Below are 26,426 nucleotides of genomic sequence, written 5' to 3' on the forward strand. Positions count from 1 at the left end.
GCGATCCACAAGGGAAAGCTCTCTTTCGGCGCGCTGGGAGAAGCAGGATTGCCGATACCCCCCAAAAGGCAGCGACCATCCCTGTCGTGTGCTGGGTTCCCGCTTTCGCGGGAATGACGATGGACGGGTGGAGAGTCGCTGCTCGGCTTGGGGTGGACGTCGATGCCGCACCGATCCGCTGTCTGCTGAAGCAGATCGATCACTTTACGGCCTGCCACCTTCCTGCCGACCTCAGGTCACGCCGAGGCGCGTCTTCAGCGTCTGGACGACGATTGCCGGATCGGCCGGCTTGACGAAGACGCCGGAAACGCCGAGTTCCTGCAGACCGACCGCGCCGACGAGCGCGTCGGCGGCGTTGCTGACCACATAGATCGGGATTTCGCTGCCGGCCTTCGCGAGCGTATCGGTGAGGCCGCCGTCGGCCTCGATCGACTCGATCATAAGGTCGGCGAGGATCGCGTCGGGCCGGATGCGATTGAGGGTTCGCTCGCCCTCGCGGGCATTCACCGCTTCGCCGACGGAAAAGCCGGCCGCTTCCAGCGCGTTGCGCATCACCGCCCTTGCGTGGGCGTCGGCGTCGACGAGAAGGATCATGCGCCGCTTGTCGCCAAGACCGATGTTCATGACGCGATCCTCATGGGCTGGCCGATCCGGCAGCTGAGAAGCGCCACGGCGGCGGTGAGATTCTCTTCCGCCCGCTCCGTCAGGCCCTCGGCGAACTCGAACGCATAGCCGCGAATGCCGACGAGAAAGGCTGCCGGTCGCTTGCCGAACTGCTGCTCGGCGATGGCGATCAGCGCCTCAGGCTTCAGGAGGTGGCTGGTAAAGGTGATATCGAAGGCCGGTTCCAGCGGCTCGATCCGGCAGGGCTCATCGCCGTCGATGGTGGCGTCGACGAACCAGACGACGTCGTGATTGACGATCTCCAGAGTGTCTTCCAGCGTGAGCTGGTAATTGTCGAGCGTCGTCACATGCGGCCAGCCGAGCGCCTCGATGGCCCTGGCGGCCGCCGGACCCAGCCCGTCGTCCTGCCGGCCGGGATTACCATAGCCAATCACCAGATGCCGCGCTTGAGGTGAAGGACCGGTGCCCGTCATTGCCTCACCCGTTCGGCAATGGCGGTTCCGTCCGCCGCTTCGAGGGTCACGATCAGCGGCATCTGGCCGAGCGCATGGGTGGCGCAGGAAAGACAGGGGTCGAAGGCCCGGATCGCGACCTCAATATGATTGAGCAGCCCTTCGGTGATCTCCTTGCCGGAAAGGTCGGTCATCGCGACCTCCTTCACGGCCCGGTTCATCGCCTCGTTGTTGTGGGTGGTCGAGACGATCAGATTGGCGCTCGTCACCTGGTCATGCTCGTCGACCGTATAGTGGTGGATGAGCGTGCCGCGCGGCGCTTCGATGCAGGCGATGCCCTCGCCGCGCCGCTCGCCGGTGACCATCAGGTCGGTGCCCTGCAGGTCGTCGTCGAGGAGCAGTTCCTTGATCTTTTCCGCGCAGTGGATGAGGCAGATGAGCCGCGCCCAGTGATAGGCGAGCGTCGCATGAACCGGGCTGCCGCCATGCTCGGCGATGAACTCGCGCCGGGCGGCCTCGGCGAGCGGCGTGTCGATATAGGCGCAGCAATTGACCTGCGCCAGCGGGCCGACCCGGTACCAGCTCTTGTCGCGGTCGAGCCCGCGCAGGTGAGGAAATTTCAGGTAGGTCCAGGAGCGGACCTCTTCTGTAAATTTCTCCCGGTAGTCGGTGGGATCGACCCCATCGAAGATGGCCCAGCCCTCCGCATCGATGGCGCGCAGCTTGCCGTCGTAAAGATCCATGACCCCGTTCTGTCCGACGAGGCTGACGAAGCCCGACGTCATGCGGGCGAAATTCTGGTGAAGCTCCAGATTCGCCTCGGCGAAGGCCTTGTAGCGCTCCAGCGCCGCGCAGCACCACTCGGTGATCCGGTCGACGTCCTTCAGCAGCGCATCCCGGTCGTCGATCGACAGGTTGTGGTTGATGCCGCCCGGAACCGCGCTTGTCGGGTGGATCTTGCGCCCGCCCGTCGCCTTGATCACCTCCTGCCCGAACTTGCGGATGAAGATGGCCCATTTGCCGATCTCGGGAAACCGGTTGAGCACGGCGAGAATGTTGCGCTGCTCGGGCGGCGCATCGAAGCCGAAGAGGAGGTCCGGCGAGGCGAGATGGAAGATATGCAGGGCATTGGACTGCAACACCTGCCCGTGGTGCATCAGCCGGCGCATCTTGTCGGCCGTCGGCGTCAGCGTGTCGGCACCCACCACCATGTCCATCGCCTTAGCGGCGGCAAGGTGATGGCTGACCGGACAGATGCCGCAAAGCCGCTGGATGATCAGCGGCACCTCCCAATACATCCTCCCTCTGATGAAGCGTTCGAAGCCGCGGAACTCGACGATGTGGAAGCGCGCCTCGTCCACCTCACCGGCCTCGTTGAGGCGGATGGTGACCTTGCCGTGGCCTTCCACGCGTGTGACCGGATCGATCACGATCTTGCGGGGGCTCTGGGTCGTTTCGACGTCCATCATCTCTCTCCGCGGGCAGCGCTCATTCGTATTTCAGAAGGCCGTAGGGCAGCTTCGGCTCGTGGCCGGTCAAAAGCGCCTTCAGCGCCGCCCAAATCGCGTCGGCCGAGGGCGGGCAGCCCGGCAACAGGTAGTCGATCTTGACGAACTCGTGCGACGGATAGACCCGGTCGAGCAGCAGCGGCAGGTCCTCGTCGTTCGGGATCATGCCGCCATCCTCCACGGTCGGGCCGTTGAGATAGGCCTCTTCCAGGCATTCCCTGAGGCTGACGAGATTGCGCATCGCCGGGATGCCGCCGGTAATGGCGCAGGCGCCGACCGAGACGAGGATGCGGCAATGCGCGCGAAAATCGCGCAGCACATGCACATTGTGCTCGTTGGCGCAGCCGCCTTCCACGAGCCCGATGTCGACCATGCCGTCGAAGGCCTTCTTGTCGTCGAGCGGCGACTTGTCGAGGTCGACGAGTTCAACCAGCTCGACGATGCGTTCGTCGATGTCGAGAAGCGACATGTGGCAGCCGAAGCAACCGGCGAGCGAGCAGGTGGCAAGCTTCGGCTTGGCCCGGGGCTGGTCCTTGGCACTCATCTGCGTCGCCTCTTGTGCGCTTCGATCTCGCTGCCGATCGGCTTCCTGTCAAAGGCCCGCTCGCCATAGGGCACATGGTAGCCGGTGCGCTTGATCACGATGCAGCCGACCGGGCACACCTGCGCGCCCTTGTCCGCTGCCTCCAGCGTGGTTTCGTCCAGATGGTCGGCGTCGATGTTGAGGCTGAGGTGAATACCCCGGCCATCGAAGCCGAAGACCGACTTTCCGTCGACGAGGCGCGAGGCGCGGATGCAGCGCGAACAGAGGATGCAACGGTTGCGGTCGATGAAGATGTCGGGGTGGGTGGCGTCGAGGTCCCGGTCCGGCCAGAGATAGGGCAGGGTTGGCCCCGTCATGCCGAGACGGTAGCCGAGCGCCTGAAGCTCGCAATCCCCGCTCTTCTCGCAGGAGGGGCAGAAGTGGTTCCCCTCCACGAAGAGCATCTCGATGAGCACCCGGCGGTCCTCGTTGAGTTCGGGGATATCGCTTTCCACCACCATGCCGCTTGTCGCCGGCATGGTGCAGGCGCTGCTGCGCCGCCCGTCGATCTTGCAGGTGCAGACCCGGCAATGGCCGGCCGGCTCCAGATCCGGGTGATGGCAAAGCCGGGGAATGTAGATGCCGGCGGCATCGCAGGCCTGGATGATCGTCTGACCTGGCGTTGCCTCCACCTCGAACCCGTCGACGGTGAAGGTGAACGTCTCCTCGCTCATGCGCTCTGCCCCTCCTCGACGGATTCGCGGCCCTGCACCGCGACGGCCTCGCGAAGCGCCTCCTCCAGCGTCACGCGGGGCAGGAAAGGCTCCGGCCTCAGCCGCGCCTCGTAGGCTTCGGGAAAGTTGCGCATCGTTGACAGGATCGGGTTCGGCGCGGTCTGCCCGAGACCGCAGCGGCTCATCCGCATCACCGTGCCGGCGAGCGACTCCAGCGCCTCGATGTCGGCGAGCGTCGCCCGGTTATCCAGCAGTTTGTCGAGGCTCTTCTTCATCAGCGTGGTGCCGACCCGGCAGGGCGTGCACCAGCCGCAGGATTCCTCGGCGAAGAATTCGGCGAATTGGCTGGCAATGTAGAGGACATCGCGGCCCGCATTGAAGATCATGATCGAGCCGCCGGTCGACAGATCCTCAAAGGCGATCTGGCGTCCGAAGTCCTTCGGCGCAACGGCTAGCCCCGAAGGGCCGCCGACCTGCACATAGGCGGCGTCCGGAGCGCCGACGAGATCGAGCAAGGCATTGACCGTCGTGCCGAAGGGCACCTCGTAGACGCCCGGACGAGGGCAGTCGCCGGAAACGCTGAGGAGCTTGGTACCCGCGGACTCTCGTGTTCCATAGCCGGCAAACCAGTCTGCCCCCTTGTCCAGGATGCGAGCGGCGCAGACGAAGGTCTCGACATTGTCGACGGCGGTCGGCTGGTGCAGGTAGCCCCGGTCGGTCGGGAAGGGAGGACGGTCGCGCGGGGCGCCGCGCTTTCCCTCCAGCGATTCGATCAGGGAGGATTCCTCGCCGCAGACATAGGCGCCGGCACCGAGCTGGATGCGGATGTCGAAATCGAAGCCCTTCCGGCCGCAGACGTCCTTGCCGAGAAGGTTGCGCTGCCGCCGCTTGTCCAGGACGCTCTGGAGATGAGGCCAGAGATAGGCGTATTCGCCGCGCAGGTAGACAAGGCCGTGGCGCGCCCCGAGCGCATGGGCGGCAATCGTCATGCCGTCGAAGACGACATCGGGCATTTCGGCGAGCAGCACCCGGTCCTTGAAGGTGCCGGGCTCGCCCTCGTCGGCATTGCAGACGACGTGATGCGCTTCGCTGATCGATTGCCGGCAAAGCTTCCATTTGAGGCCGGTCGGAAAGCCCGCCCCGCCGCGCCCGCGCAGCCTTGCGCGGGTGATCTCCTGGATCACCTCCTCTGGCGTTCGCGCAAGGGCGGCCTTGAGGCCCGCGCCCGGCTCGGCGCCGGTCTGAAAGACAACAGGACCGGCCTGTTCCAGAAACGTCTCGACCTTGGCCTTCGCAAGGTCTGCGCTGGCGGCATCGGCGCCGGGAAAAAGGGGCAGGCTGTTCTCGTCCGTGACCTTCTTCAACGCTGAGACGATCTTGCGGGCATCGGAGGCAACGAGATGGGTGAAGACGGTGCCGTTGATGAGCGCCGAGGGCTCCTGATCGGCCATGCCGATATCGCTGGTCCATTCCAGCGTGAACTGCCCGTCCCTGGACGTGCCGCCGACTGGTGCGCCGGTCGCGGCCGCAAATGCCTCGGCGACTGCCTGCGCGTCCTTGATCATCGAGATTGGGGTCCGCGACAGGCGGATGTGAAAACGGCCCTTCGGCTCCCGGTTGAGGAAGCTGTAGAAGGACATCATGTCCTCGACGTCGACGCGGTGGATGCCGAGCCCGGCGGCGATTGCCTTGACCGCCTCCTTAGGCACATGGCCGAGCGTCTTCTGGACGGACTGGACCACATCCATCAGCCGCGTGCGGTCGGCGTTGACGGCACGGACGGCCGCGGCGACAACCGTGGGAATATCAAGATCGGTTGCCATGTCCGATGACCCTTCCCTCTTGCCCGTGTCGACTTGGCTGGATCGCCGCCCGGATCCCATCTCCTCAAATCGGAACCGCAGCGCCAAAGTCAGCCTAACGCGGAAGACCTGTCGGGAGAACCGTAGAACCACTCGGGGAGGAAGAAATTATACGGGCAACAAGGGCTTGCCGGGCGCAGGCAAATCGGGCCTGGCGAAATCCCGGCATGTCTCTCTCGGCTCACGAAATCCCGGGATGCGGAATTCGGGACGTGCCCTGAGCGTATCCGCATCGATCCTCGGGCGGTTGGCCGCAACGGCTGACTTGCTCCTGGCAGGGGCCGGCTGGCCGGATGATTTCGTATTTTCTACAAAGACTTGCATCTTTTGCTTGATTGCATGGGGTGCGTATGCAACGCCGGCGGTCAGAGCAGAAACGGGCCGGGTCTTGCTGCCCGACGGGGAGTTAATGGTAAATGAGATCTTGGTGTGTTGGGGATTTTATGTTCGATCTTTAAGGAGATCTCTGGTCTCTAGCGAAAAATTACTCGCAAACGGCATGTTGATCGGAATGATTGATTAACGGCAGTTGCGTTATCCTCGATACAATTCCGCCGTGTCGGAAATACTTTCCAAGAGGCCTGAGATGGCGAGGGCAAGCGTGTTGGGGATTGGCAAGTCGGGCAATCGTCCGCTGAAGGAACAGAACAGCGCGAGGGATGAAGACGTCGATCGTTTGGTCGCTGCCTTGAGATCCGTTCAGGGTGAAGGGGTCTTGGTTGGCACGCACAATCTCAACGAGATCTCCTCCGATGTCTGGATGAAGGAGATTTTCGAGGCCTCCCCGGACTATCTCTTCGTCAAGGACCGGCAGAGCCGTTTCCTGGCCGCCAACCCCTCTCTTTTGGGCGGAACGCCGTTCAAGTCTGTCGATGAAATCCTCGGAAAGACGGACTTCGACTTCCATGAGCCGTCGGTCGCCAAAGGCTACTACGAGCAGGAGCAGGCCATCATGGAGGCTGGCCTGCCGAAGTTCAATTTCGAGGAGAGCTTTGTCGATGACAATGGTCGGACGAACTGGCTGCTGACGACCAAGATTCCCCTGCATGCCCCGTCCGGCGATGTCATAGGCCTCGTTGGCATTTGCCGAAATATCACGGAGCGCAAGCGGGCCGAGGAACTGCAGCAAGGCCAGGCGGGCCTCCTGGAGATGATTGCCCTCGGCGAGCCGGTCGACCGGATCCTGGAGAAGCTTGTAAGGCTGATTGAGGACCAGTTGCCCAACGTCATGGCGTCGCTGTTGTTTCTCGACAAGACCGGCAAGCGGCTGCGTCGCGGTGTTTCCATCCGCCTCCCGGAGGCCTGGAGCGCGCTGATCGACGGCGCCGAGATCGGCCCGGGCGTCGGCTCCTGCGGAACGGCCGCCTGGAGCGGCGAGCGCGTTCTCGTCGATGACATACGCGTCGACCCGCTCTGGAAAGACTATCGCGAGCTCGCGGAACCTTTCGGCTTCCGCTCCTGCTGGTCGACGCCGGTACTTTCCCCCGAGGGTGAGGTGCTCGGCACATTCGCGCTTTATTCGGACCGCGCGGGGCTGCCGGACGCGTGGGCGCTGGAACTGATGGACATCGCCTCGCATCTCGCCGGCATCGCGCTTGGCAAGAAATACACCGAGGAGCGCATCCATTTCATCGCGTTGCACGACTCGCTCACCGGTCTGCCCAATCGGGCGGGATTGAAGGAGCGGATCGAAACCGCCGTCGAGAAGGCCCGGGTTTCGGGCGGGGGCGTGCTGGCGGCCTATGTCGACGTGGACCATTTCAAGACGGTCAACGACAGTCTTGGCCATGGCGCTGGCGACGAGGCTCTTCGGGCTGTCGCAAGGCGTCTGAGCGATGCCCTGGCGCCCCATGGCGCGGTCTTTCGCATGGGGGGAGACGAGTTTCTGGTCATTCTGGAGGATCGCGATCCGGAGTGCGCCGATGCCTGGAAGACGCTGCAGTCGATTCATGTGGCCCTCCGTCAGCCCGTTTCTGCTGGAGGCGCGGACTTTTCCGTGACCTGCAGCATTGGCGCGGCGGCATTTCCGACCGATGCGAACAATTCCGAAACGCTCCTTTCCCATGCCGACACGGCGCTCTACCGGGCAAAGAATTTCGGCCGCGACAATTGCCAGCGGTTTTCCGCCTCGATGGCCGTCAGGACCGGGGATCGCCTTTCGATGCAGGAAGATCTGCGATTGGCGGTCGAGCGCAATGAACTGCGGCTCTTCTTCCAGCCCCAGGCCGATCTGCGATCGGGCCGGATCTTCGCGGTCGAGGCTCTCGTGCGCTGGCAGCACCCCAAGAAGGGGCTGTTGCCGCCGGGGCTCTTCATTCCGCTGGCCGAGGAAACGGGACTGATCAACGAGATCGGGAAGTGGGTGATCGAAGAAGCCTGCCGGCAAAATCGCGCCTGGCAGGACGAAGGGCTGCCTGCCATGGCCGTCTCGGTCAACGTCTCGGCCCGCCAGTTCCGCGAGCCCTATTTCGTGAATGTCGTCCGCAGCATCCTGTTGGGCTGCGGACTTGATCCCCGGCGTCTCGAGATCGAGATCACCGAAAGCATGATCATGCAGGACTTGACCCGTGCGGTGGAGACCATGCGTGAACTGGCCGATCTCGGCGTGACGATCGCGATCGACGACTTCGGCACGGGCTATTCCAGCCTCAGCGCACTGAAGAGCTTCCCGGTGTCCAGGCTGAAGATCGACCGATCCTTCATTGCCGAGCTGCCGAATGACGAGAGCGACGCAGCGATCACCTCCGCCGTCATCTCGATGGCGCAGAAACTCAATCTCAAGGTCATCGCGGAAGGCGTGGAAACGATCGCTCAGGCGGAGTTCCTGCGGGAAGCCGGGTGCCATGACATTCAGGGCTATCTGGTCTCGCGCCCCGTTCAGGCGGCCAAGATCGCGGATATCATCCGCTGGCCCCGGCAGTCGGACACAAGGATGCCGCCGGTCGGCTTCGGTGCCGAGCCGGTCGTCTCGTTCGCCGGCTAGGCGGGGCGTGCCGCAAGAAAATTGACGAAGATGGTTCGTCGGCTTCCGGTTTGCCGTCGAATCAGTGTCCAGCGTCGAATCAATATTCGGCCGCTTCGTCATGACACCCCAAACAAGCCGGTCGTCCTGACTTTGCATCCTCGTCTCACGATCATCCGCCCTGCAATATTGGCCGTGGCGGGGCATCGATGCGTCACGAGAGCGTCCGAGTGGAAACAATCACGAAAATTGCGCGGGACAAGGACACCGACGCCGATACTTGTAAGGTTCCCATGAAAATCTTCGGTTGCAGGTCGGAATCCTTGTTCTTCGCAGATGGGGACGGGAGAGCAACCACCGGTTAGAGCAGTTTGTTATTGATTATATATTTCAAGTTTGAAACGCGAAGATTCGCCGTTAAGGAAAAAGTATCGAATTGAATTGAGTCGAACGGAAGTAGCCACGTTGGGAACTTTGGTTCTTGCAAGATGAAGCAATGTTTTGATTGGTGGGTTGTGAGTCGATCTGCGGCGTGCTCGCTGAGAATATGTCGAAAAAAGAATCTGTTAGCGTCAAAATTAAGGTCATCTTAAGGCGCCGACCTTCAGCTTCATGCTGAAATCTACGGCTCGCTGCACGTATAACGTCTACGGCCGATACGTATTTATACGTGACGAAGTTGTCGGTGTGGAGTTTGATGACATGTCGGCGTTTGTTTCCCAAGGCACGGCTGGTGGCGGTCAACCGTTACGTGTTCTTGTTGTCGACGACAGCAAGGCGGCACTGGCTGCGACGTTGAGCGTATTGGGCGAACTGCCGGGCATGACGATCGAAAGTTGTGTCAGCCCGATCGACGCCTATGCTCTCTGCAGCCGGACACCCTGCGATATCGTGCTGCTGGATTACGCGATGCCGGAACTGGACGGGATCGGCTTGACCAGGCGGCTGCGCGAGTTGCCCGGTCATGAAACGGTTCCGATCGTCATGATCACATCGTCGACGAGCAGCGACATCCGGCTCGAGGCGATCAAGGCGGGCGTCAACGACTTCCTCAACAAGCCTTTCGACCCGGTGGAACTGCAGGCCCGGGTCTCCAATTTTGCCTCGCTGCGGCGCGCTCAACTCGAACTTGCCAGCCATGCGCTGCATCTGGAGCAGGCGGTCGAGCTGGCGACGGCCGAGATCGTTGCCCGGGAGGAAGAGATCATCTGGCGCCTGGCGCGGGCCATCGAGACCCGCGACGGCGGCACCGGACAGCATGTGTCTCGCGTGGCCTCGATTGCCAGCCTTCTGGCCGCCGGGCTTGGGTACGACGAAGCGCACTGCCGGATGATCTATCTGGCGACCCCTCTGCACGATGTCGGCAAGATCGGGATCTCGGACAAGGTTCTCTGCAAGCCCGGTCGCCTGACGCCTGAAGAAATGGCGCATATGCGCCAGCATGTCGAAATCGGCGTTCGGCTTCTGGAAGACGGAACCTCCGAGTTGCTTCGGATCGCGGCTGCCATCGCGGGCGGTCATCACGAGCGATGGGACGGCACTGGCTACCCGGCGGGGCTCAAGGGGCAGGACATTCCGCTCGTGGCGCGGATCGTCGCGGTGGCCGACGTCTTCGACGCGCTCTGTTCGGAGCGGCCCTACAAGGCGGCCTGGTCCCTTCCGAAGGCCTATGCGGAAATCATCGCCTGCAGCGGCACCCAGTTCGACCCGGACTGCGTTGCGGTGTTCCGCCAGAGGTGGCCGGAAATCGTCGCCATCATGCATGGGAAAGAGGCCGCTGACGACAGGAGCGAGCCTTCGGTGGTCGAGGGCGGCTGGGTGCACGGCGCGAGGACCCTCCGCATCGTCGGTGAACGGCGGCAGACAGGGCGTTGGTCGCCTGCATTCATGGATCAGGGAGAGCGGAATTGAGTGCTGTCGCGACTTCGGCGTTTTCGGATCTCGACGAGATTGCGAACCGCCTTCAGCACGCCCGCGCCGGAATCGAGGAGCGCTTCATCGACGGCGGCACCGCGCTCATGTCCACGCATGACATCGTGGACACACTGATCCGCACCATCGGCGAAATCACCGGGGCGCTGGAAGCGGGCGCGATTGCACGGACGCCCGAGGGATTGCGGCAGACCGTGCAGGAACTGAGCGCACTGGCCGAGACGGAGCGCATGCGCCAGGAAACGCTGGCCCGCGTTCTGAAAGAAGGTCAGGCAAGCGAACCGCTGATCCAGCAGATGAACAAGGCGCTCGGCTATCTGAAGACATGCGCGATGGCGACGCGGATCACCGGCGCCGGGATGGATGAGCTCACCAGTTTTGCCGACGACATCTCGTCCTATGTCGGAGATGCGGCACATCAGGTGGCCCGCTTCTCCGAAAAGGTGAGCGGGTTCAACGGACGGCTCGCCGAGGCCTGCGCCAATGGCGGCAAGGTCACGGCGGCCTATGGCAACAAGATTCCGGATGTCGCGGAAGCGCTGACATCGGCGGCCGAGGCCATCGCCGCGCGGCGGGATGAACTCGATGACGTGGCAGCCACCGTCTGCCGGTTGGCCGAAGGCGTGCGGACGCGGGTCGCCAAGGTTCTGTCCGCGCTGCAGATTGGTGATGTCACCCGGCAGCGGATCGAGCATGTCGAAGCCGGTGTCGATCTGGTGCGGCAGATGGCGCGGCGCCGACCCGGCGCCAGGCCCGATGCATTCGAAACGCTGGCCCTGCAATTGCTGCATGCCCAGGTCGAGGCCCTGACCGATGACTTTCAGTGCCAGACCAGGGACATCGTCGGGATCATCCACGGCTTCGCCGGGGAGGCTCAGTCGATCCTGGCCTTGCACGGCATGGCGGGCGGACCCTCCACCGGCACCGACGGCATCGCCGAGGCGGAGGCGGCGGTTCGCGTCGCGCGGCACTTCGTGCGTGACATCGAGGACTCCCGCGCCCGCGCACGGGAAGCCTGCCTCGAGACGATCGAGACCGTTTCCGACCTGCTGAGCAACATCGGCTCGATCGGCAATCTGCGTAACGTGCGCGACGACATCCGATGCCTGGCCATCAATGCCTACCTGCGCAGCTACCGTCTCGGGCCGAAGGGGCGGTCCGTCGGCGTCATCGCGACCGAGATGGGCCTTGTCGCGGAGAAGCTGGGCGGCCACGTCGATGATGTCCTTGGGCAAATTTCCAGCCTGGAAACGGCGACGTCCGACCTGCGAATGGCCGAAGGCGAGGAACAGGGCGCGCTCACAGGCCGGCTGGACGACGTGATGGGGCTTCTGCGCGAGGTGAACGGCAGGATGGATGCCCTCCTGGCCGATCTGACGCGTCAGGGCGGCGCGGCGGCTTCGACGATCGGCGAGATCGCTGGCGGGATCGATTTCCAGAAGGGCCTCGGTCAGACCCTCACGGAATGCACGTCGCTGCTGGCGTCGCAAGGGGGCATGGCCGACAAGGCCGCCGCGCTGGCGGACGAGCGTCTGGAGGCCTTCTCCGATCAGCTTTTCGCTCTCTACACCATGGCCGCGGAGCGCGACGTTCATCAGAAGTTCATCCCCGTTCATTCGGCCGCGCCCGCGCCCGCCGCGGAAGGGGCAGCGATCGCCGACGACGAGGATCTGTTCGAGGACGCGCTGTTCTAGCCGGCGACGCAAGGCCAGCGGACCCGGCTCGCGACCGCGCCTGGAGGCAGCGTAACGGCAGCATCCGACTGATGCGGTTGGAAGTAGATATTTGGGAAGAAAAGACTGAAATACATAATACCATTATAGATATTTTAAGTATTGTTGTGAATTATCATCAACATTAGATGGTATTGAGGAATGAAAATGCGGCAAGATGAGAAGAATAGAAGATCTATTGATCTTCCGCGCGATCTGTCCATTCGCGGAATTGCAGAGGTTCATGCTGCTATGCTCGATGCCATGGCCGAGAGTGGGGACTTCGTCCTTGTCCTGCCCGATGCCGCGATGCCGGACGTCAGCTTCGTCCAGCTCGTGGAGGCGGCGCGCCTCAAGGCGGAAATGGCGGGCGGGTCTCTCTCGCTGTCGAAGGCCGCCGACGGCCCGCTTCATGCCGTGCTCGAGCGCGGCGGCTTTCTCACCGACATGCGTCCTCAGGACGCGAAGTTTTGGCTGCACCAGGAGTAAGAGCAGTGGGCGCGAGCATTCTCACAGTCGACGATTCCAGTTCGGTCCGCATGACCACGCGAATGGCGCTTTCGAGCGCGGGCTACACGGTCACCGAGGCCGTTGATGGCAAGGATGGCCTTGCCAAGGCCACCAGCGGACGGTTCGACATGATCGTGACCGATCTCAACATGCCGAACATGAACGGCATCGAGATGATCGAGGCGCTCCGGCGCACACCGGGGCAGGTCGGCGTGCCGATCCTGTTCCTGACGACCGAATCCGATGCCGGCATGAAGGGGCGGGCCAAGGCGGCCGGCGCGACCGGCTGGCTGACCAAGCCCTTCGAACCCGACCAGCTCGTCAAGCTCGTCAGGAAGGTCTTGGGACGATGAATTCTCTCGACCCGATCGACGTCTTCCGCACCGAGGCCGCCGAGCTTCTGGAGCAGATCGAGCAGGGGCTTCTGGATCTGGAGCATCGTCTCGACGATGCCTCGCTGATCGACGCGGTTTTCCGCGGGCTCCACACCCTCAAGGGATCGGGGTCGATGTTCGGCTTCGACGCCCTTGCCTCCTTCACCCATCATTGCGAAACGGCCTTCGACCGCGTTCGCAAGGGCATTTCGCCGGCGACGCCTGAACTCGTGACCGCGGTTCTCGCCGCCCGCGACCACATGCGCACGCTGGTCGAAAATCCCGACGGCAGCGACGAAGCCGTCGGCCGCCAATTGCTGGAGCAGCTGCAACGCGCTGTCGAAAGCGGCGGCGATGCCGGCGCGGCAACCGAAACGGTGCCCGAGGAATCCGTAACGGAACGTGCCGAGGTCGAGGCCGGCGAGGCGGACGAGCCCGTCGCATGGCTCATCCGGCTGACACTGCCCGACAATGCAATGGCGAACGGCACCAATCCGCTCGCGCTCCTTGACGAACTGCGGGATCTCGGTCCCTGCGAGATCAAGGCCGACGCAAGCCGCGTGCCGCCGCTCGACCGGCTGGTCCCGACGGAGTTGCATCTGTCGTGGACCGTTCGTCTTCGCACCACGAAGCCGCGTGCCGACATCGAGGATGTCTTCATCTTCGTCATGGACGACATGGCGCTGACCATCGAACGCGAGGACGAGGCCGGAAAGTCCGAAGAGGCCGGCGTCGCCGAGGCACCCGCTTCGAACGAAACGGTCAGCCAGTCGGCGGCATCGGCCGATGCGGCGGACGAGGAGCCGGCGGCCCGCGCCCCGGCCAAGGCCGCAGCGCCCGCGCAGCCAGCCGAGGCGTCCGCAGCCGAGTCCCGTGGCACCGTCCGCGAACTGCCCCAGAAGCGTGTCAGCGAAAGCGTGCGCGTGCCGGCGGAACGGCTCGACGAACTGATGGACCGGGTCGGAGAACTGGTGATCGCCCAGTCGCGTCTGTCCCAGATCGCCAGCAGCAGCATCGACGTTCATCTGCGCTCGGTCAGCGAGGAGGTTGAACGGCTCGCCAGCGAGTTGCGCGACACCATGATGGTGCTGCGCATGGTGCCGGTGGCAACGCTCTTCGGCCGGTTCCGCCGGCTGATCCACGACCTCAGCCGCGAGACCGGCAAGCAGATCGAACTGATCACCGAGGGCGAGACCACCGAGGTTGACAAGACCGTCATCGAGCGGCTGGCCGATCCCCTGATCCATCTGGTGCGAAACTCCATCGACCATGGGCTGGAGCAGCCGGCCGACCGTCTTGCGGTCGGCAAGACGGAGTCGGGACGGATTACCCTTTCCGCCCGCCAGGCCGGCGGTGAGGTCATCATCTCGATCACCGACGACGGCCGCGGCATCGATCGCGAACGGGTGCGTGCAAAGGCCGAATCTTCCGGCCTCGTCGCCCCCGGGCAGGCGCTGTCCGATCAGGAGCTTCTGCAACTCATTTTCGCGCCCGGCTTTTCCACCGCGGCCACGATCACGAGCCTTTCCGGCCGCGGCGTCGGCATGGATGTGGTCAAGAAGACGGTCGAGGCGCTGCGCGGTGCCATCGACGTCAAGAGCACGCCCGGCGAGGGATCGAACATTTCCCTCCGCATTCCGCTGACGCTGGCGATCATCGACGGACTGCTGGTCCGTGTCGGGACGGGCCGCTACGTCATTCCGCTCTCGGCGGTGGAGGAATGTCTCGAGCTCTCGTCGGAGGACGATGTCCGCTCGCAGGGGCGCAGCTTCATCTCGCTGCGCAACACCCTCGTTCCCTTCATCCGGCTGCGCGAACTCTTCCGCACCGGCACCGAACCGGACACGTTCCAGAAGATCGTCGTGGTCTCCACCGGCTCCGAACGGGTCGGGCTCGTCGTCGATCAGATCATCGGCGACCACCAGACGGTCATCAAGTCGATGTCCAAGCTTCACAACGACGTGGCCACCTTCTCCGGGGCCACCATCCTGGGCGACGGCAGCGTTGCCCTCATTCTGGACGTCGGCCACCTCGTGGCCGCGGGGCAGCAGCAGGAGGCGCAATTGCGCAAGGCAGGATGAGCGCGCTCGCAATCGGAACGACCGGCGATCATTGGGATTATGCCGATGAGATCGAGGCTCTCACATTCGATCTCGGAGGCGAAACCTTTGCCCTTGAGGCCGTCAACGTCCAGGAAATCCTCGATCTTCTGCCCGAAACCCCGGTGCCGGGCGCAAAACCCTTCGTCGCGAGCGTCATCAACTTTCGCGGCAAGGTGATTCCGCTGGCCGATCTCCGCCTGGCGTTCGGGATGGAGGCGGTGGCGTCGACGATCGACAGCCGCATCGTGGTCATCGAGCTTCACCTCGACGGCGAACCGACGCTGATCGGCCTTCGCACCGACAAGGTCAACGAGACCACGACCCTGACCCGGGAGGCGAGCGAGCCTCCGCCGAGCCTGGGAATGCGCTGGCCACCCGACTACATCGACTGCGTCGTCAAGCGCGGCGCCGATTTCATCATCATCCCCAATCTGAAGGCGCTCTTCGCGACCGCCGGGTCTCGCTTCTCTGCCGCAGAGATGAACTGAGATATCTCCAGGAAGGAGAAAATCTGTCATGCGTGCCACCATCAAGCTGAAACTCGCCACGACATTCGGCTTTCTGATTCTGATGCTGATGGGACTTGCCGGATATGGCATCCTCAATCTCGGCAGCCTCAATACGACCCTCAGCGAAGTGCTCAATGGCCCTGCCTATCGCATGGAACTCGCGCAGGGCATGAACATTGCCGATCTCCAGCAGATCCGGCAGCAGAAGAACTTGCTGGCGGCCACCAGCATGAGCGATATGCGCAGCTACATCGAGCAGTCGGACGCGGCGCGCAAGGACTTCAACGATCAGTTCCAGGCCGTGATGGCGGTCGCGACCGAGCAGGGCAAGGTCTTCTGGGGCAAGCTCGACGCGGCCTATTCGGAGTTCGTCAAGGAAGACGATCGCATCCGCGAACTGATGCTTGCCGGCGACACCATGGGCGCCAAAACCGTCTCGTCCGGACGGGCCCGCGAACTGGCGACGCAGATCGACGGGCTGCTGGCTGAAGTGATCGAGCTTGAAAAAGACCGTCTGAAGGAAGCCAATGCTGCCGCCGAGGCCCAGTATCAGGAAGCCCGGACCGTCAGCCTGGCGATCACGGCCGTAGCCCTTGTGATTGCCATTATTGCCGCCTTCTGGATCGCGATGACGATCAGCAAGGGTCTGAAGTCCGCGGTCGGCGCCGTGCAGAAGGTCTCCGACGGCGATCTCACCTCGATGGCCGAGGTCCGCTCCCGCGACGAGATCGGCGAACTGCTTGGCCACGTCAACACGATGATCGAGCGCCTGCGCGGCATCGTCGGCGACGCCATCGCCGCCTCCGACAACGTGTCGGCCGGCAGCCAGCAACTTTCGGCGGCCTCCGAGCAGATCGCCCAGGGCGCCACCGAACAGGCCTCGTCCGCCGAGGAAGCCTCTGCCTCGATGGAGGAAATGGCCTCCAACATCAAGCAGAACGCCGACAACGCGGCCCAGACCGAGAAGATCGCCCGCCAGTCGGCCAAGGACGCCGAGGCAAGCGGCGAGGCGGTCGCCCAAGCGGTCGAGGCGATGCGCACCATCGCCGAGAAGATCGGCATCGTGCAGGAAATCGCCCGCCAGACCGACCTTCTCGCCCTCAACGCGGCCGTCGAGGCGGCCCGCGCCGGCGAGCATGGCAAGGGCTTCGCGGTGGTCGCCTCGGAAGTGCGCAAGCTCGCCGAGCGCTCCCAGGCGGCGGCGACCGAGATCAGCGCGATGTCGGGCGGCACGGTGAAGTCGGCCCAGGAAGCCGGCGAGATGCTGAACCGCCTGGTGCCGGATATCCGCAAGACGGCCGAACTGGTCTCCGAAATCTCGGCGGCCTGCCGCGAGCAGGATATCGGCGCCTCCCAGATCAACGAGGCGATCCAGCAGCTCGACAAGGTGACGCAGCAGAACGCTGGCGCCTCGGAAGAGATGTCGGCGACCTCCGAGGAACTCGCCGCCCAGGCCGAGGAACTCCAGGCCTCGATCGCCTTCTTCAAGGTGGATACTGCAGGCTCCGGCAAGCGCGCCGTTCGCCAGCCCGTCCAGTCCAAATCGGTCGTTGCACCGAAGGCAAAGCCGGCCGCCAAGCCGGCGGCCAGGAAGGCGCAGACGGTCGACCACAGCGTGGCGTCCCAGCAGGCACGCGCCAAGGGCTTCGCCCTGGACATGTCCATGGGCGGCCCCGACGCCGACGACGCCGACTTCAGACAGAGTGCCTGATGTCATGATCAGAGCCGGGCGGGGTCCATCGGACAGCCGCCCGGCTTCCAGATTATGCGGCCGCTGATTGCCTGGCCTCGAATGCGATAGCGCGTGAGAGACCGGTCAACAGGAAGTCGCCGTCCCGCGATCCGAATTCCAATCCCAACGCATTAGATGGCCGCCATCGGTTGGTTCCGACGTCCATCAGGGGCTTTTGAGCATGTTGAACAACCTCTCGATTCCGAAGAAGCTCATTCTCGTGATGGGCCTCATCATCCTTACCGCGCTGGCCATCAATAGCCTCGTGCTGATGAAGTCCAACGAGGTCAAGCAGACGACATTCTGGAACGATCACACGATGAAGGTGATCGGCGCCGCCAATGAGATCGTTTCCAGCATGGTCAATCAGGAAACGGGCTATCGCGGCTTTCTTCTTTCCGGTGATGACAAATTTCTCGAGCCCTACCGGGCTGGCTGGGAAGGCTTCCAGAAGTCCTGGAACGAGATCAAGACCCTGACGTCCGACAATCCGCTGCAGCAGCAGCGCCTCGACGAGGTTCGCCAGCTGGCCGAAAAGTGGCACAACACGATCGCCGAGCGTGCGATTGCCATGATGGCGCGGCCGGAAATGCAGCAGACGGCGCGCCAGATCGAGATCTCCGGCGCCGGCAAGGAGTCGATGGACGGATTGCGCAAGCAGGTCGCGGACATCATCGAAACCGAAGCGGGCCTTCTGAAGACGCGTCAGGACGCGCAGGCGAGTGCGCTTGAGACGGTGACGGAAGCGATCATCGCCGGACTGGCCATCAGCATCGTCATCTCGATTGGCGCCACCTTCCTGATGACGCGGACGATCGCCAGGCCGATCGGCGAAGTGAACGGCGCACTGGCCAAGCTGGCCTTGCCGCTTGAGACCGGCCGCAAGGACGAGATCGGTCAGATGCAGGGTGCCGCACAGGCTGTGGAAGCGGCATTCCGTGACATTTCGGACGTGCTGAAATCGGTGTCGGTCGGCGACCTCAGCAAGAAGCTCGATCGCGACTATGGCGCCTTGAGCAGCGAGGTCGGCCGCAATCTCACCGAGATGGTCGATAACCTTGGCAAGACGGCCCAGATTGCCGACCAGATCGCCAATGGCGACCTGACCGTGACACCGAAGCCGCTGTCCGACAAGGACACGCTGGGCCTCGCGCTTCTGGCCATGGTCGAGCGTCTGCGCGCCGTGGTCTCCGATGCGCTCGCCGCCGCGGACAACGTCTCGGCCGGCAGCCAGCAGGTGTCCGCCGGTTCCGAACAGCTTTCGCAGGGCGCCACCGAGCAGGCCTCGTCCGCCGAGGAAGCCTCGGCCTCAATGGAGGAGATGGCCTCCAACATCAAGCAGAACGCCGATAACGCGGCCCAGACCGAGAAGATCGCTCGCCAGTCGTCCAAGGATGCGGAAATCTCCGGCCAGGCCGTCGACAAGGCCGTCGGCGCGATGCGCACGATTGCCGAGAAGATTTCCATCGTCCAGGAAATCGCCCGCCAGACCGACCTTCTTGCCCTCAACGCGGCCGTCGAGGCGGCCCGCGCCGGCGAGCACGGCAAGGGCTTCGCGGTGGTGGCCTCGGAAGTGCGCAAGCTCGCCGAGCGGTCCCAGGCGGCTGCGGCCGAAATCTCGGGCCTCTCCGGCGAAACGGTCAAGGTTGCCACCGAAGCCGGCGAGATGCTGAACCGCCTGGTGCCGGATATCCGCAAGACCGCCGAACTGGTCTCCGAAATCTCGGCGGCCTGCCGTGAACAGGATATCGGCGCCTCCCAGATCAACGAGGCCATCCAGCAGCTCGACAAGGTGACGCAGCAGAACGCCGGCGCCTCGGAAGAGATGTCGGCGACCTCCGAGGAACTCGCCGCCCAGGCCGAGGAACTCCAGGCCTCGATCGCCTTCTTCAAGATCGAGACCTCGGCGGCGGCATCGCAGCGGGCAAGGACGGCCAACAGCAAGCCGGTGCAGGCGTTCGCAACGAGCGGCAAGAGCGTCCGGCCGGCCGCCGGCCGTGCTCCCATGCCGGCCTCGAAGCGCAAGTCGTCCGTTGCCGATCAGCAGGAGCGTGCCCGCGGTTTCGCCCTCGACCTCGCCATGGGCGGCCCCGACGAGGACGACTCCGACTTCAAAGCGAGCGCCTGACCATGACGTCTTCATCTGAAGCCCAGTTCGTGACCTTCAGCCTCGGCAAGGAAGTCTTTGCCGTCCCCGTTACGGTTGTCCGGGAGATCCTCGATCATGAGGAGAGCTTCCGCATTCCCAACGGCCCCGCCTATCTGATGGGGCTGAGGGACGTGCGGGGGCAGGGGGTGCCGGTCATCGACCTTCGCCTCCGGCTCGGCATGACGGCGACCGTGCCGACCCCGCATACCCGCGTGCTGGTGATGGATATTCCGCTCGCCGAGCGCACGCTGAAGCTCGGCCTCGTCGCCGACAGGGTGTTCGAGGTTGCCGCCTTCCGGGGCGACCAGATCGAGGCCGCGCCCGACATCGGCGCCGGCTGGCAATCGAGCTACATCGAAGGCGTGGTGCGTCGCGATGACGGCTTCGTGGTGATCATCGACCTCGCCAGCCTTCTGTCGGAAGGCGAGATCGCCACGCTCGCCAGCGCCGGGGCAAGGACCGCAACGGCTGCCTGACCGACGTGCCCGCGATCTGTGGCCCTCACCGGTTCGAGGACGCTTCCGATTGTTGCGGGTCACCCTTCCCGTCATCCTCCGAACCCGGGGGCCAGGCAGCGCGCCTGACCCCGGGTGACGACATCCTCTGGAGCTTCCGACACCGTGTCAGCATCCGCGGCTGCCCATGTGCCCTCCGAATTCGATCATCTCGGAGCCAGGGAATTCGAGCGCCTCGCCAGCTTCATCAACAGCTACAGCGGCATCAAGATGCCGTCGAACAAGCGGACCATGCTTGAAGGGCGGCTGCGGCGCCGGCTCCGGGCAACCGGACTGCCGACCTTTTCCGACTATTGCCGGTATCTCTTCGACGAGGATGGTCTCGAGCGTGAGGCCATCTTCCTCATCGACGTCGTGACCACCAACAAGACCGACTTCTTCCGCGAGGCGGGCCATTTCAATGTCCTGCGCGACACCATCGTCCCCGATCTTGCCGACAGGGGCGTCACCGATCTGAGAATCTGGAGCGCAGCCTGCTCCACCGGCGCCGAGCCCTACACGATGGCAATGGTTCTGGAAGAGGAGGTGAGCGAGCGTCGTCTGGGCAGCTATTCGGTGCTTGCCACGGACCTCAGCACGGACGTCCTCGCAACCGCGCTCAAGGGCATCTATCCAACGGGAATGGTCCGTCCGGTGCCGGCGGCAATGAAGCGCAAATATGTGCTTCAGCCGAAGGAGACCCACATGGACTGCGTCCGCATCCATCCGCGGCTGCGCTCGCGCGTCGGCTTCGCCCGTATGAACCTCATGGACGAATCCTATCCGGTCACGGAGCCGATGCATGTGATTTTCTGCCGCAACGTGCTGATCTATTTCGACAAGCCGACGCAGTCCAAGGTCCTTACGCGGCTTTGCGATTGTCTGGTGCCTGGCGGCTATCTGGCCATCGGCCACTCGGAGACGATCTCCGGCTTCAATCTGCCGCTTCGGACGATTTCCAACACGGTCTTCCAGAAACTGTGATCCGGCACCACCGCGAGTCCTCTCCATGCCCAAACCCGTCCGCGTCCTGATCATCGACGATTCCGCCAGCGTCCGGCAGACGTTGAGTTCCGTTCTGGAGGCCGATCCAGACATCCATGTCATCGGCGTTGCCTCCGATCCCTATGTCGCGGCCCGGCGTATCCAGGAAGAGATTCCCGACGTCATCACGCTCGACGTCGAGATGCCGCGCATGGACGGGATCACCTTCCTGCGCAAGCTGATGGCGCAGCGGCCGATTCCGGTGGTGATGTGTTCCTCGCTGACCGTCGAGGGGTCCGAGACGCTGCTTCAGGCGCTGGAGGCCGGTGCGGTCGATGTCATTGTCAAGCCGAAGATCGCCGCTGCCGACCATCTTGCCGAGAGCGGCTTGCGGATCTGCGACGTCGTCAAGGCCGCCGCCCAGGCACGCGTGCGCGGTGGGCGGCCGCAGCATGGCACGGCCACCCCGCTCGCCGGGGACAAGAAGCTCACCGCCGACGCGGTGCTGCCGGCCCCCTCGGGGCGGGCGATGGCCAAGACGACGGAAATCGTCATCTGTGTCGGCGCCTCGACCGGGGGCACGGAAGCCCTGAAGGACTTCCTGGTCTCGCTTCCCGCCAACGCGCCCGGCATCGTCATCGTTCAGCACATGCCGGAGAAATTCACCGCCGCCTTCGCCCGCCGCCTCGACGGCCTGTGCGAGGTCTCGGTCAAGGAGGCCGAAAACGGCGATCCGGTTCTGCGCGGCCATGTCCTGATTGCCCCCGGCGACCAGCACATGCTTCTGGAGCGCCAGGGCGCGCGCTACCACGTCTCGGTCAAGACCGGACCGCTCGTTTCCCGACACCGGCCGTCGGTCGATGTCCTCTTTCGCTCGGCGGCCCGTTCGGCCGGCGGCAATGCCATTGGCGTGATCATGACCGGAATGGGCGACGACGGGGCGCGCGGCATGCTGGAGATGAAGCAGGCGGGCGCCCTGACCATCGCGCAGGATGAGGCAAGTTGCGTCGTGTTCGGCATGCCGAAGGAGGCCATTGCCCACGGCGGTATCGACCGGGTTGTTCCGCTCGACCAGATCGCGCGCGAAGTTCTCTGGGCTGCGAGAAATGCCTGAACGTCGACGGAGCGGTCCGGCTGCCCGTCAGCCGGCGACGCCCCGGATGACGACATAGACGCCCACGACGATGACGATCGCGGCGAAGACGGTGCCGAGCGTCTTCTTGCCGTTCGACAGCGTCTTGCCGAGGGCGACCCCGCCGAAGCCGCCGAAAAGACCGCCGCCGACGAAGAGCGCAACGAGGGGCCAGTCGACGAGCCCGGAGGCGGCATAGTTGGTCGCCGTCGTCGCACCGAAGGCCGTGACGGCGACGAGGGACGTGCCGATCGCATAGGGCAGGGACATGCGCGTGGCGAGGATGAGGCCGGGAACGATCAGGAACCCGCCGCCGATGCCGAAGAAACCGGAAAAGGCGCCGACCGTCAGCCCTATCAGGACCAGCATCGGCAGCAGCTTCGGTGCTGTTTCCGTTGTCAGGCGCACGTTGGCATCGCCCTCCTCGCCGCGCTTCTTCAGCATCAGGAGGCCGATGGCGATCATCAGGGCGCCAAAAAGGGCGAGCAGCCGACCGCCGTCGACGGCCTTTCCGAGCGTCGAGCCGAGATAGGCGCCGACGATGCCCGTGGCCGTGAAGACGGCGGCGCAGCGCCATTTCACATGACCCTCGCGCCAATGGGTGAGGAGATTGGAGAAGGCGCTGACGGCGACGGCGACCGCGCTGGTACCGATCGCGACATGAGGCGAGGAAACGCCGACAACATAGACGAGCAGCGGCACCGCCAGCACCGATCCACCGCCGCCGATGAGGCCGAGGACAAGCCCGACGAGACCGCCCGATCCCGTGGCCAGCAGGGCCTGCGTCAGCGGCATCACGGCTGGCTGTCCGGCACCGCGAGCGAGGTCACGATCTCGCTGCCGCGTTCGAGCGTCTTCCCGACCGGGCATTTGGTGGCGATCCCGGCGAGATGCTCCCGCTGCTCCTCGGTCAGGTCGCCGTCGATCCGGACCTTCCGGTCGAAGACATCCCTCTGCTGACCATCGGCGCCGACGCGGATCCTGTGCGTCACGGTGACCGAGATCTGGCGCACGGGCCACGCCTTGCGGTCGGCGTACATGCGCAGCGTCATCGACGTGCAGGCGCCGAGACTGGCCATCAGCAACTGGAAGGGATCGGGTCCCGACGCATGGCCGCCCCGGCTTTCCGGCTCGTCCGCGGCAAGGGTATGGCCGCAAACCTCGATGGTCTGGCCATAAGGGGCGACTGCGTTTTCCGAGACAGTCAGCGATCGTTCGTTCATTCCGCTTGTTCCATTCGAAGGGGCGCGCGACCGGGCGTCTGGTCACCGATTGGGACCTTTGCGGCCGGGTCGTTGACGGTGAAAGCCAAAGGCCAATGCACCGGGAAATAACAGGTATGAGAAGTTGAGTGGCTTGAAGTTTAGTACATTATAATATATAAAATTTAAAGGGTCATTTCACTCCTAAGGAGATTGCCATGCAGAACGTCGGTTCCTTCGACAGGACCTTGCGCATCGTTGCCGGTCTTGTCCTGCTCGCCGTGGCCCTGTTGCCGCCGCTGGCCCATATGTCGCCGATCGCCGGTCTTGGTGCTTGGAAGTGGCTGCTCGCGGTTGTCGGCGCCGTGCTCCTTCTGACCGGTATCGTCCGCGTCTGCCCGGCCTATCTTCCCTTCGGCATCAACACCGGCCGCAGGAAGTAACCCGGCTCGGCGCCGGGAGTGTCCCATTCGAAGTCCACGCGAGGAGGTCGACGATGAGCGATTCGGCAATCAGGCCGGAGGTGACGGCCTTTTTCGACGAGGCGACGAACACCGTCAGCTATGTGGTGCGCGATCCGACGTCGCCCGCCTGCGCCGTCGTCGACAGCGTCCTCGATATCGACTACGCGGCCGGCCGGCTCTCCTATGTCTCGGCCGACCGCATCATCGAGTTCATCCAGGAAACCGGCCTGAAACTGGAGTGGCTGATCGAGACGCATGTCCATGCCGATCATCTCTCGGCGGCGCCCTATCTGCAGCAAAAGCTCGGCGGCAAGATCGGAATCGGATCGAAGATCACCGTCGTGCAGGAGACCTTCGGCAAGGTTTTCAACGAGGGGACGGAATTCCGCCGTGACGGCAGCCAGTTCGACCGGTTGTTCGAGGATGGCGACACTTATGCCATCGGCAACATGACCGGCCGCGCGATGCATACGCCCGGCCATACGCCGGCCTGCATGACCCATGTGATCGGCGACGCGGCCTTCGTCGGCGACACGCTGTTCATGCCGGACGGCGGCACGGCGCGGGCCGATTTCCCCGGCGGCGACGCGCGCGAACTTTTTAGGTCCATCCACAAGGTTCTGGCCCTGCCATCCGAAACGCGCCTTTTCATGTGCCACGACTACGGCCCGAACGGACGCGAGATCCGCTGGGAAACGACGGTTGCAGAAGAACGCGCGCACAATATCCATGTTCGCGACGGCATCAGCGAGGACGAATTCGTCGCCATGCGGACCGGGCGCGATGCAACGCTGGGGATGCCGCGCCTGATCATCCCTTCGATCCAGGTCAACATGCGCGCGGGCGATCTGCCGCCAGCCGACGACAACGGCAAGCGCTATCTCAAGGTGCCGATCAACGGCCTTTGAAGCGTCGGCGAAAGAGGTCCGTTCGATAGACTACGCGGCGTGAAGTCTGCGTAGCCGGCACCAGTTGCAAGATCGTCCGGCTCCGGCCAGGAACTCCGCCGCTCCTTTTCTTGCCGCGACCTTGCGATCAATTCGGATTCCCGAGCCGTTTTTCCAGTCGCCAATCTCCGCTCGCCCGGTTTTTCTCGGCGCGGACGGACGGTCGCTTCTCCGGCCCCTGTCTTTGGCGACGGCGATTACTGTCACGCAAATGGAACACAGCTTGATTACATCCGATGCCATCCGCTATGTCTCGGTTAACGGGCATATTCCGGTTCCGGTTGCGGAGCCGTCCCTGGCCGCTTGAAAGGAACAAGCCGATGAGTGAAGTCGCCGTCAAAACGCCGCTGCAGTATCTCGACAAGGCCATGGGAACGCTGCGTGATCTCGGTCTCGTTCCGGAAAAGTCCGAGGAATCGCCGATCGTCGGTCTGCTCGAAAAGATCGACGACATCGCACCGGAAAAGATTGCCATCATCACCCGCACCCTGCAGCAGATGAGCATCTTCAACGAGGTCGTGCGCAACCAGGTGGCCGAGATGTCGATCGGCCAGCGCTACGAGACGATCTCCAAGGCCTTCGATTCGATCCGCGACGACGCCAAGTCCATGGTCGACCAGATCGAGGACGGCAAGATCGACATGTTCGAGCGCGCCACCAATGTCTGGATGAAGATTTCGCGCGGCGACATCGCTGGCCGCTTCGACGAGATCAAGGACACCTATCTGGAGGTCTCCAGGGACACGAAGGCCAATATCGAGCGCGAGCAGACCATTCTCGAGGCCTATCGCGATTTCCGCGGCGCGCTGAAGCACGGCGAAGTCGCGGCGCTGGAAATCCTCAAGGCCGCCGAGGCGAAGCTGGAGGCGGCCAAGGCCGGCCTGAAAATGGCCGCCGATGCCGTTTCGGCCTTCCCGGAAGGCGGAAACATTGCCGAGCGGGCCAAGCTGGAACTCGTGCGCGACGAACATCTGCGCCAGGTCCAGAACGAGGAAGGCCGCTATCAGGTCGCCAAGGACCTCGCCGACAACCTCACCATCAGCTACAACACCTCCGAGGTGGTGATGGCCCGCCTCGTCCAGACGACGAATGCGAAGGAGCGGGTCTACCAGCAGGCGGTGTCCTTCTTCTCCACCAACGAGTCGGTGCTGACGGCGCTCAAGGCCTCCTTCACCGGTCTCTTCGGCCTGCATGAGGCGACCCAGACGCTGAACGAGATGAAGGAAGGCGTTTCCAAGTCGCTGGAAGTGCTGGCCGAGATCGGCGGCAAGGTTCAGGAAGAGGCGCTGAAGGCCGGCTACGGCCCGACCATTCGCGCCGATGCCGTCAAGAAGCTGGTCGACAGCGTCGTCAACTTCCAGACCAGATCCGTCGAGATCATCGCCGAGATGCGCGAGCAGTCGACCCGGAACAGCGAGGAAATTCGCAACGCTGTTGAGGATGGCAAGAAGCGGATCGCCAAGCTCGCCGAGGAAGGCAACGCACTGGTGATCGCGGGCTGACGGCCCGACGACGGGG

Annotated in this window: 23 protein-coding genes; 15 read left to right on the forward strand and 8 right to left on the reverse strand. The window is 63.8% G+C overall.

Annotation, left to right across the window (positions count from 1 at the left end; translation table 11 throughout):
- Nucleotides 1–231 precede the first annotated feature (231 nt).
- From HDIA_RS02120 to HDIA_RS02145, 6 genes are read right to left on the reverse strand one after another with little or no spacing between them, the layout of a single operon-like run.
- Entirely contained in the window at nucleotides 232–624 is a 393-nt protein-coding gene (locus HDIA_RS02120; RefSeq protein ID WP_099553924.1) for a response regulator, read from the reverse strand.
- Nucleotides 621–1,097: a hydrogenase maturation protease gene (locus HDIA_RS02125; protein WP_099553926.1), complete on the reverse strand. Its 477-nt coding sequence runs from the start codon at nucleotides 1,095–1,097 to the stop codon at nucleotides 621–623. The genes HDIA_RS02120 and HDIA_RS02125 overlap by 4 nt, the downstream gene beginning before the upstream one ends.
- On the reverse strand, nucleotides 1,094–2,545 hold the full coding sequence (locus HDIA_RS02130; protein ID WP_099553928.1) for a Ni/Fe hydrogenase subunit alpha: 1,452 nt from the start codon (nucleotides 2,543–2,545) through the stop codon (nucleotides 1,094–1,096). The genes HDIA_RS02125 and HDIA_RS02130 overlap by 4 nt, the downstream gene beginning before the upstream one ends.
- A gap of 19 nt (nucleotides 2,546–2,564) precedes the next feature.
- Nucleotides 2,565–3,128 carry an NADH-quinone oxidoreductase subunit B family protein gene (locus tag HDIA_RS02135; RefSeq protein WP_245884124.1) on the reverse strand — a complete coding sequence of 188 codons (564 nt, stop codon included), beginning with the start codon at nucleotides 3,126–3,128 and terminating at the stop codon, nucleotides 2,565–2,567.
- Complete coding sequence (locus HDIA_RS02140) at nucleotides 3,125–3,841, reverse strand: 2Fe-2S iron-sulfur cluster-binding protein (RefSeq protein ID WP_099553930.1); 717 nt, start codon at nucleotides 3,839–3,841, stop codon at nucleotides 3,125–3,127. Before HDIA_RS02140 ends, HDIA_RS02135 begins: the two co-directional genes overlap by 4 nt.
- Entirely contained in the window at nucleotides 3,838–5,664 is a 1,827-nt protein-coding gene (locus tag HDIA_RS02145) for an NADH-ubiquinone oxidoreductase-F iron-sulfur binding region domain-containing protein (RefSeq protein WP_099553931.1), read from the reverse strand. Before HDIA_RS02145 ends, HDIA_RS02140 begins: the two co-directional genes overlap by 4 nt.
- A gap of 754 nt (nucleotides 5,665–6,418) precedes the next feature.
- On the opposite strand from HDIA_RS02145, the gene HDIA_RS02150 reads away from it, so the two are divergent.
- From HDIA_RS02150 to HDIA_RS02205, 12 genes are all read left to right on the forward strand, one after another.
- A complete protein-coding gene (locus HDIA_RS02150; protein WP_162292598.1) occupies nucleotides 6,419–8,686 on the forward strand; it encodes a GGDEF and EAL domain-containing protein in 2,268 nt (755 codons plus the stop codon).
- A 591-nt stretch (nucleotides 8,687–9,277) separates the two neighbouring features.
- A complete protein-coding gene (locus HDIA_RS02155; RefSeq protein ID WP_342748079.1) occupies nucleotides 9,278–10,576 on the forward strand; it encodes an HD domain-containing phosphohydrolase in 1,299 nt (432 codons plus the stop codon).
- The gene (locus tag HDIA_RS02160) at nucleotides 10,573–12,291 is read left to right on the forward strand and encodes a hypothetical protein (protein ID WP_099553938.1); all 1,719 of its coding nucleotides are present in this window, start codon (nucleotides 10,573–10,575) and stop codon (nucleotides 12,289–12,291) included. The genes HDIA_RS02155 and HDIA_RS02160 overlap by 4 nt, the downstream gene beginning before the upstream one ends.
- Before the next feature lie 270 nt (nucleotides 12,292–12,561).
- A complete protein-coding gene (locus tag HDIA_RS02165) occupies nucleotides 12,562–12,798 on the forward strand; it encodes a hypothetical protein (protein ID WP_099553940.1) in 237 nt (78 codons plus the stop codon).
- Nucleotides 12,799–12,803: 5 nt separating this feature from the next.
- Nucleotides 12,804–13,172, forward strand: a complete 369-nt coding sequence (locus HDIA_RS02170; RefSeq protein ID WP_099553942.1) for a response regulator — start codon at nucleotides 12,804–12,806, stop codon at nucleotides 13,170–13,172.
- Nucleotides 13,169–15,274 carry a chemotaxis protein CheA gene (locus tag HDIA_RS02175; RefSeq protein WP_099553944.1) on the forward strand — a complete coding sequence of 702 codons (2,106 nt, stop codon included), beginning with the start codon at nucleotides 13,169–13,171 and terminating at the stop codon, nucleotides 15,272–15,274. Before HDIA_RS02170 ends, HDIA_RS02175 begins: the two co-directional genes overlap by 4 nt.
- Complete coding sequence (locus HDIA_RS02180) at nucleotides 15,271–15,783, forward strand: chemotaxis protein CheW (RefSeq protein ID WP_099553945.1); 513 nt, start codon at nucleotides 15,271–15,273, stop codon at nucleotides 15,781–15,783. Before HDIA_RS02175 ends, HDIA_RS02180 begins: the two co-directional genes overlap by 4 nt.
- A gap of 28 nt (nucleotides 15,784–15,811) precedes the next feature.
- Nucleotides 15,812–17,515, forward strand: coding sequence for a methyl-accepting chemotaxis protein (locus tag HDIA_RS02185; RefSeq protein WP_099553947.1), 1,704 nt, complete (start codon nucleotides 15,812–15,814; stop codon nucleotides 17,513–17,515).
- A 202-nt stretch (nucleotides 17,516–17,717) separates the two neighbouring features.
- Nucleotides 17,718–19,664: a methyl-accepting chemotaxis protein gene (locus HDIA_RS02190; protein ID WP_245884125.1), complete on the forward strand. Its 1,947-nt coding sequence runs from the start codon at nucleotides 17,718–17,720 to the stop codon at nucleotides 19,662–19,664.
- Nucleotides 19,665–19,666: 2 nt separating this feature from the next.
- Entirely contained in the window at nucleotides 19,667–20,161 is a 495-nt protein-coding gene (locus HDIA_RS02195) for a chemotaxis protein CheW (RefSeq protein WP_099553949.1), read from the forward strand.
- Nucleotides 20,162–20,305: 144 nt separating this feature from the next.
- A complete protein-coding gene (locus HDIA_RS02200) occupies nucleotides 20,306–21,163 on the forward strand; it encodes a CheR family methyltransferase (protein WP_099553951.1) in 858 nt (285 codons plus the stop codon).
- A gap of 25 nt (nucleotides 21,164–21,188) precedes the next feature.
- Complete coding sequence (locus HDIA_RS02205) at nucleotides 21,189–22,277, forward strand: protein-glutamate methylesterase/protein-glutamine glutaminase (protein WP_099553953.1); 1,089 nt, start codon at nucleotides 21,189–21,191, stop codon at nucleotides 22,275–22,277.
- Nucleotides 22,278–22,304: 27 nt separating this feature from the next.
- On the opposite strand, the gene HDIA_RS02210 is transcribed toward HDIA_RS02205, so the two are convergent.
- The gene (locus HDIA_RS02210) at nucleotides 22,305–23,090 is read right to left on the reverse strand and encodes a sulfite exporter TauE/SafE family protein (protein ID WP_099553955.1); all 786 of its coding nucleotides are present in this window, start codon (nucleotides 23,088–23,090) and stop codon (nucleotides 22,305–22,307) included.
- Nucleotides 23,090–23,518 (reverse strand): OsmC family protein, encoded by a 429-nt coding sequence (locus tag HDIA_RS02215; protein WP_099553956.1) that lies wholly within the window; start codon nucleotides 23,516–23,518, stop codon nucleotides 23,090–23,092. The genes HDIA_RS02210 and HDIA_RS02215 overlap by 1 nt, the downstream gene beginning before the upstream one ends.
- 197 nt (nucleotides 23,519–23,715) lie before the next feature.
- Here HDIA_RS02215 and HDIA_RS02220 point away from each other — a divergent pair, with 197 nt between their 5' ends.
- The 3 genes from HDIA_RS02220 (at nucleotide 23,716) to HDIA_RS02230 (ending at nucleotide 26,410) form a co-directional block, all read left to right on the forward strand.
- Nucleotides 23,716–23,940 carry a YgaP family membrane protein gene (locus HDIA_RS02220; RefSeq protein WP_099553958.1) on the forward strand — a complete coding sequence of 75 codons (225 nt, stop codon included), beginning with the start codon at nucleotides 23,716–23,718 and terminating at the stop codon, nucleotides 23,938–23,940.
- A gap of 53 nt (nucleotides 23,941–23,993) precedes the next feature.
- Nucleotides 23,994–24,869, forward strand: a complete 876-nt coding sequence (locus HDIA_RS02225) for an MBL fold metallo-hydrolase (protein WP_099553960.1) — start codon at nucleotides 23,994–23,996, stop codon at nucleotides 24,867–24,869.
- 359 nt (nucleotides 24,870–25,228) lie between these two features.
- Nucleotides 25,229–26,410 carry a cell surface protein gene (locus HDIA_RS02230; RefSeq protein WP_099553962.1) on the forward strand — a complete coding sequence of 394 codons (1,182 nt, stop codon included), beginning with the start codon at nucleotides 25,229–25,231 and terminating at the stop codon, nucleotides 26,408–26,410.
- Nucleotides 26,411–26,426 lie beyond the last annotated feature (16 nt).

It is taken from the genome of Hartmannibacter diazotrophicus (assembly GCF_900231165.1).
GTDB classification, from domain to species: Bacteria; Pseudomonadota; Alphaproteobacteria; order Rhizobiales; family Pleomorphomonadaceae; genus Hartmannibacter; species Hartmannibacter diazotrophicus.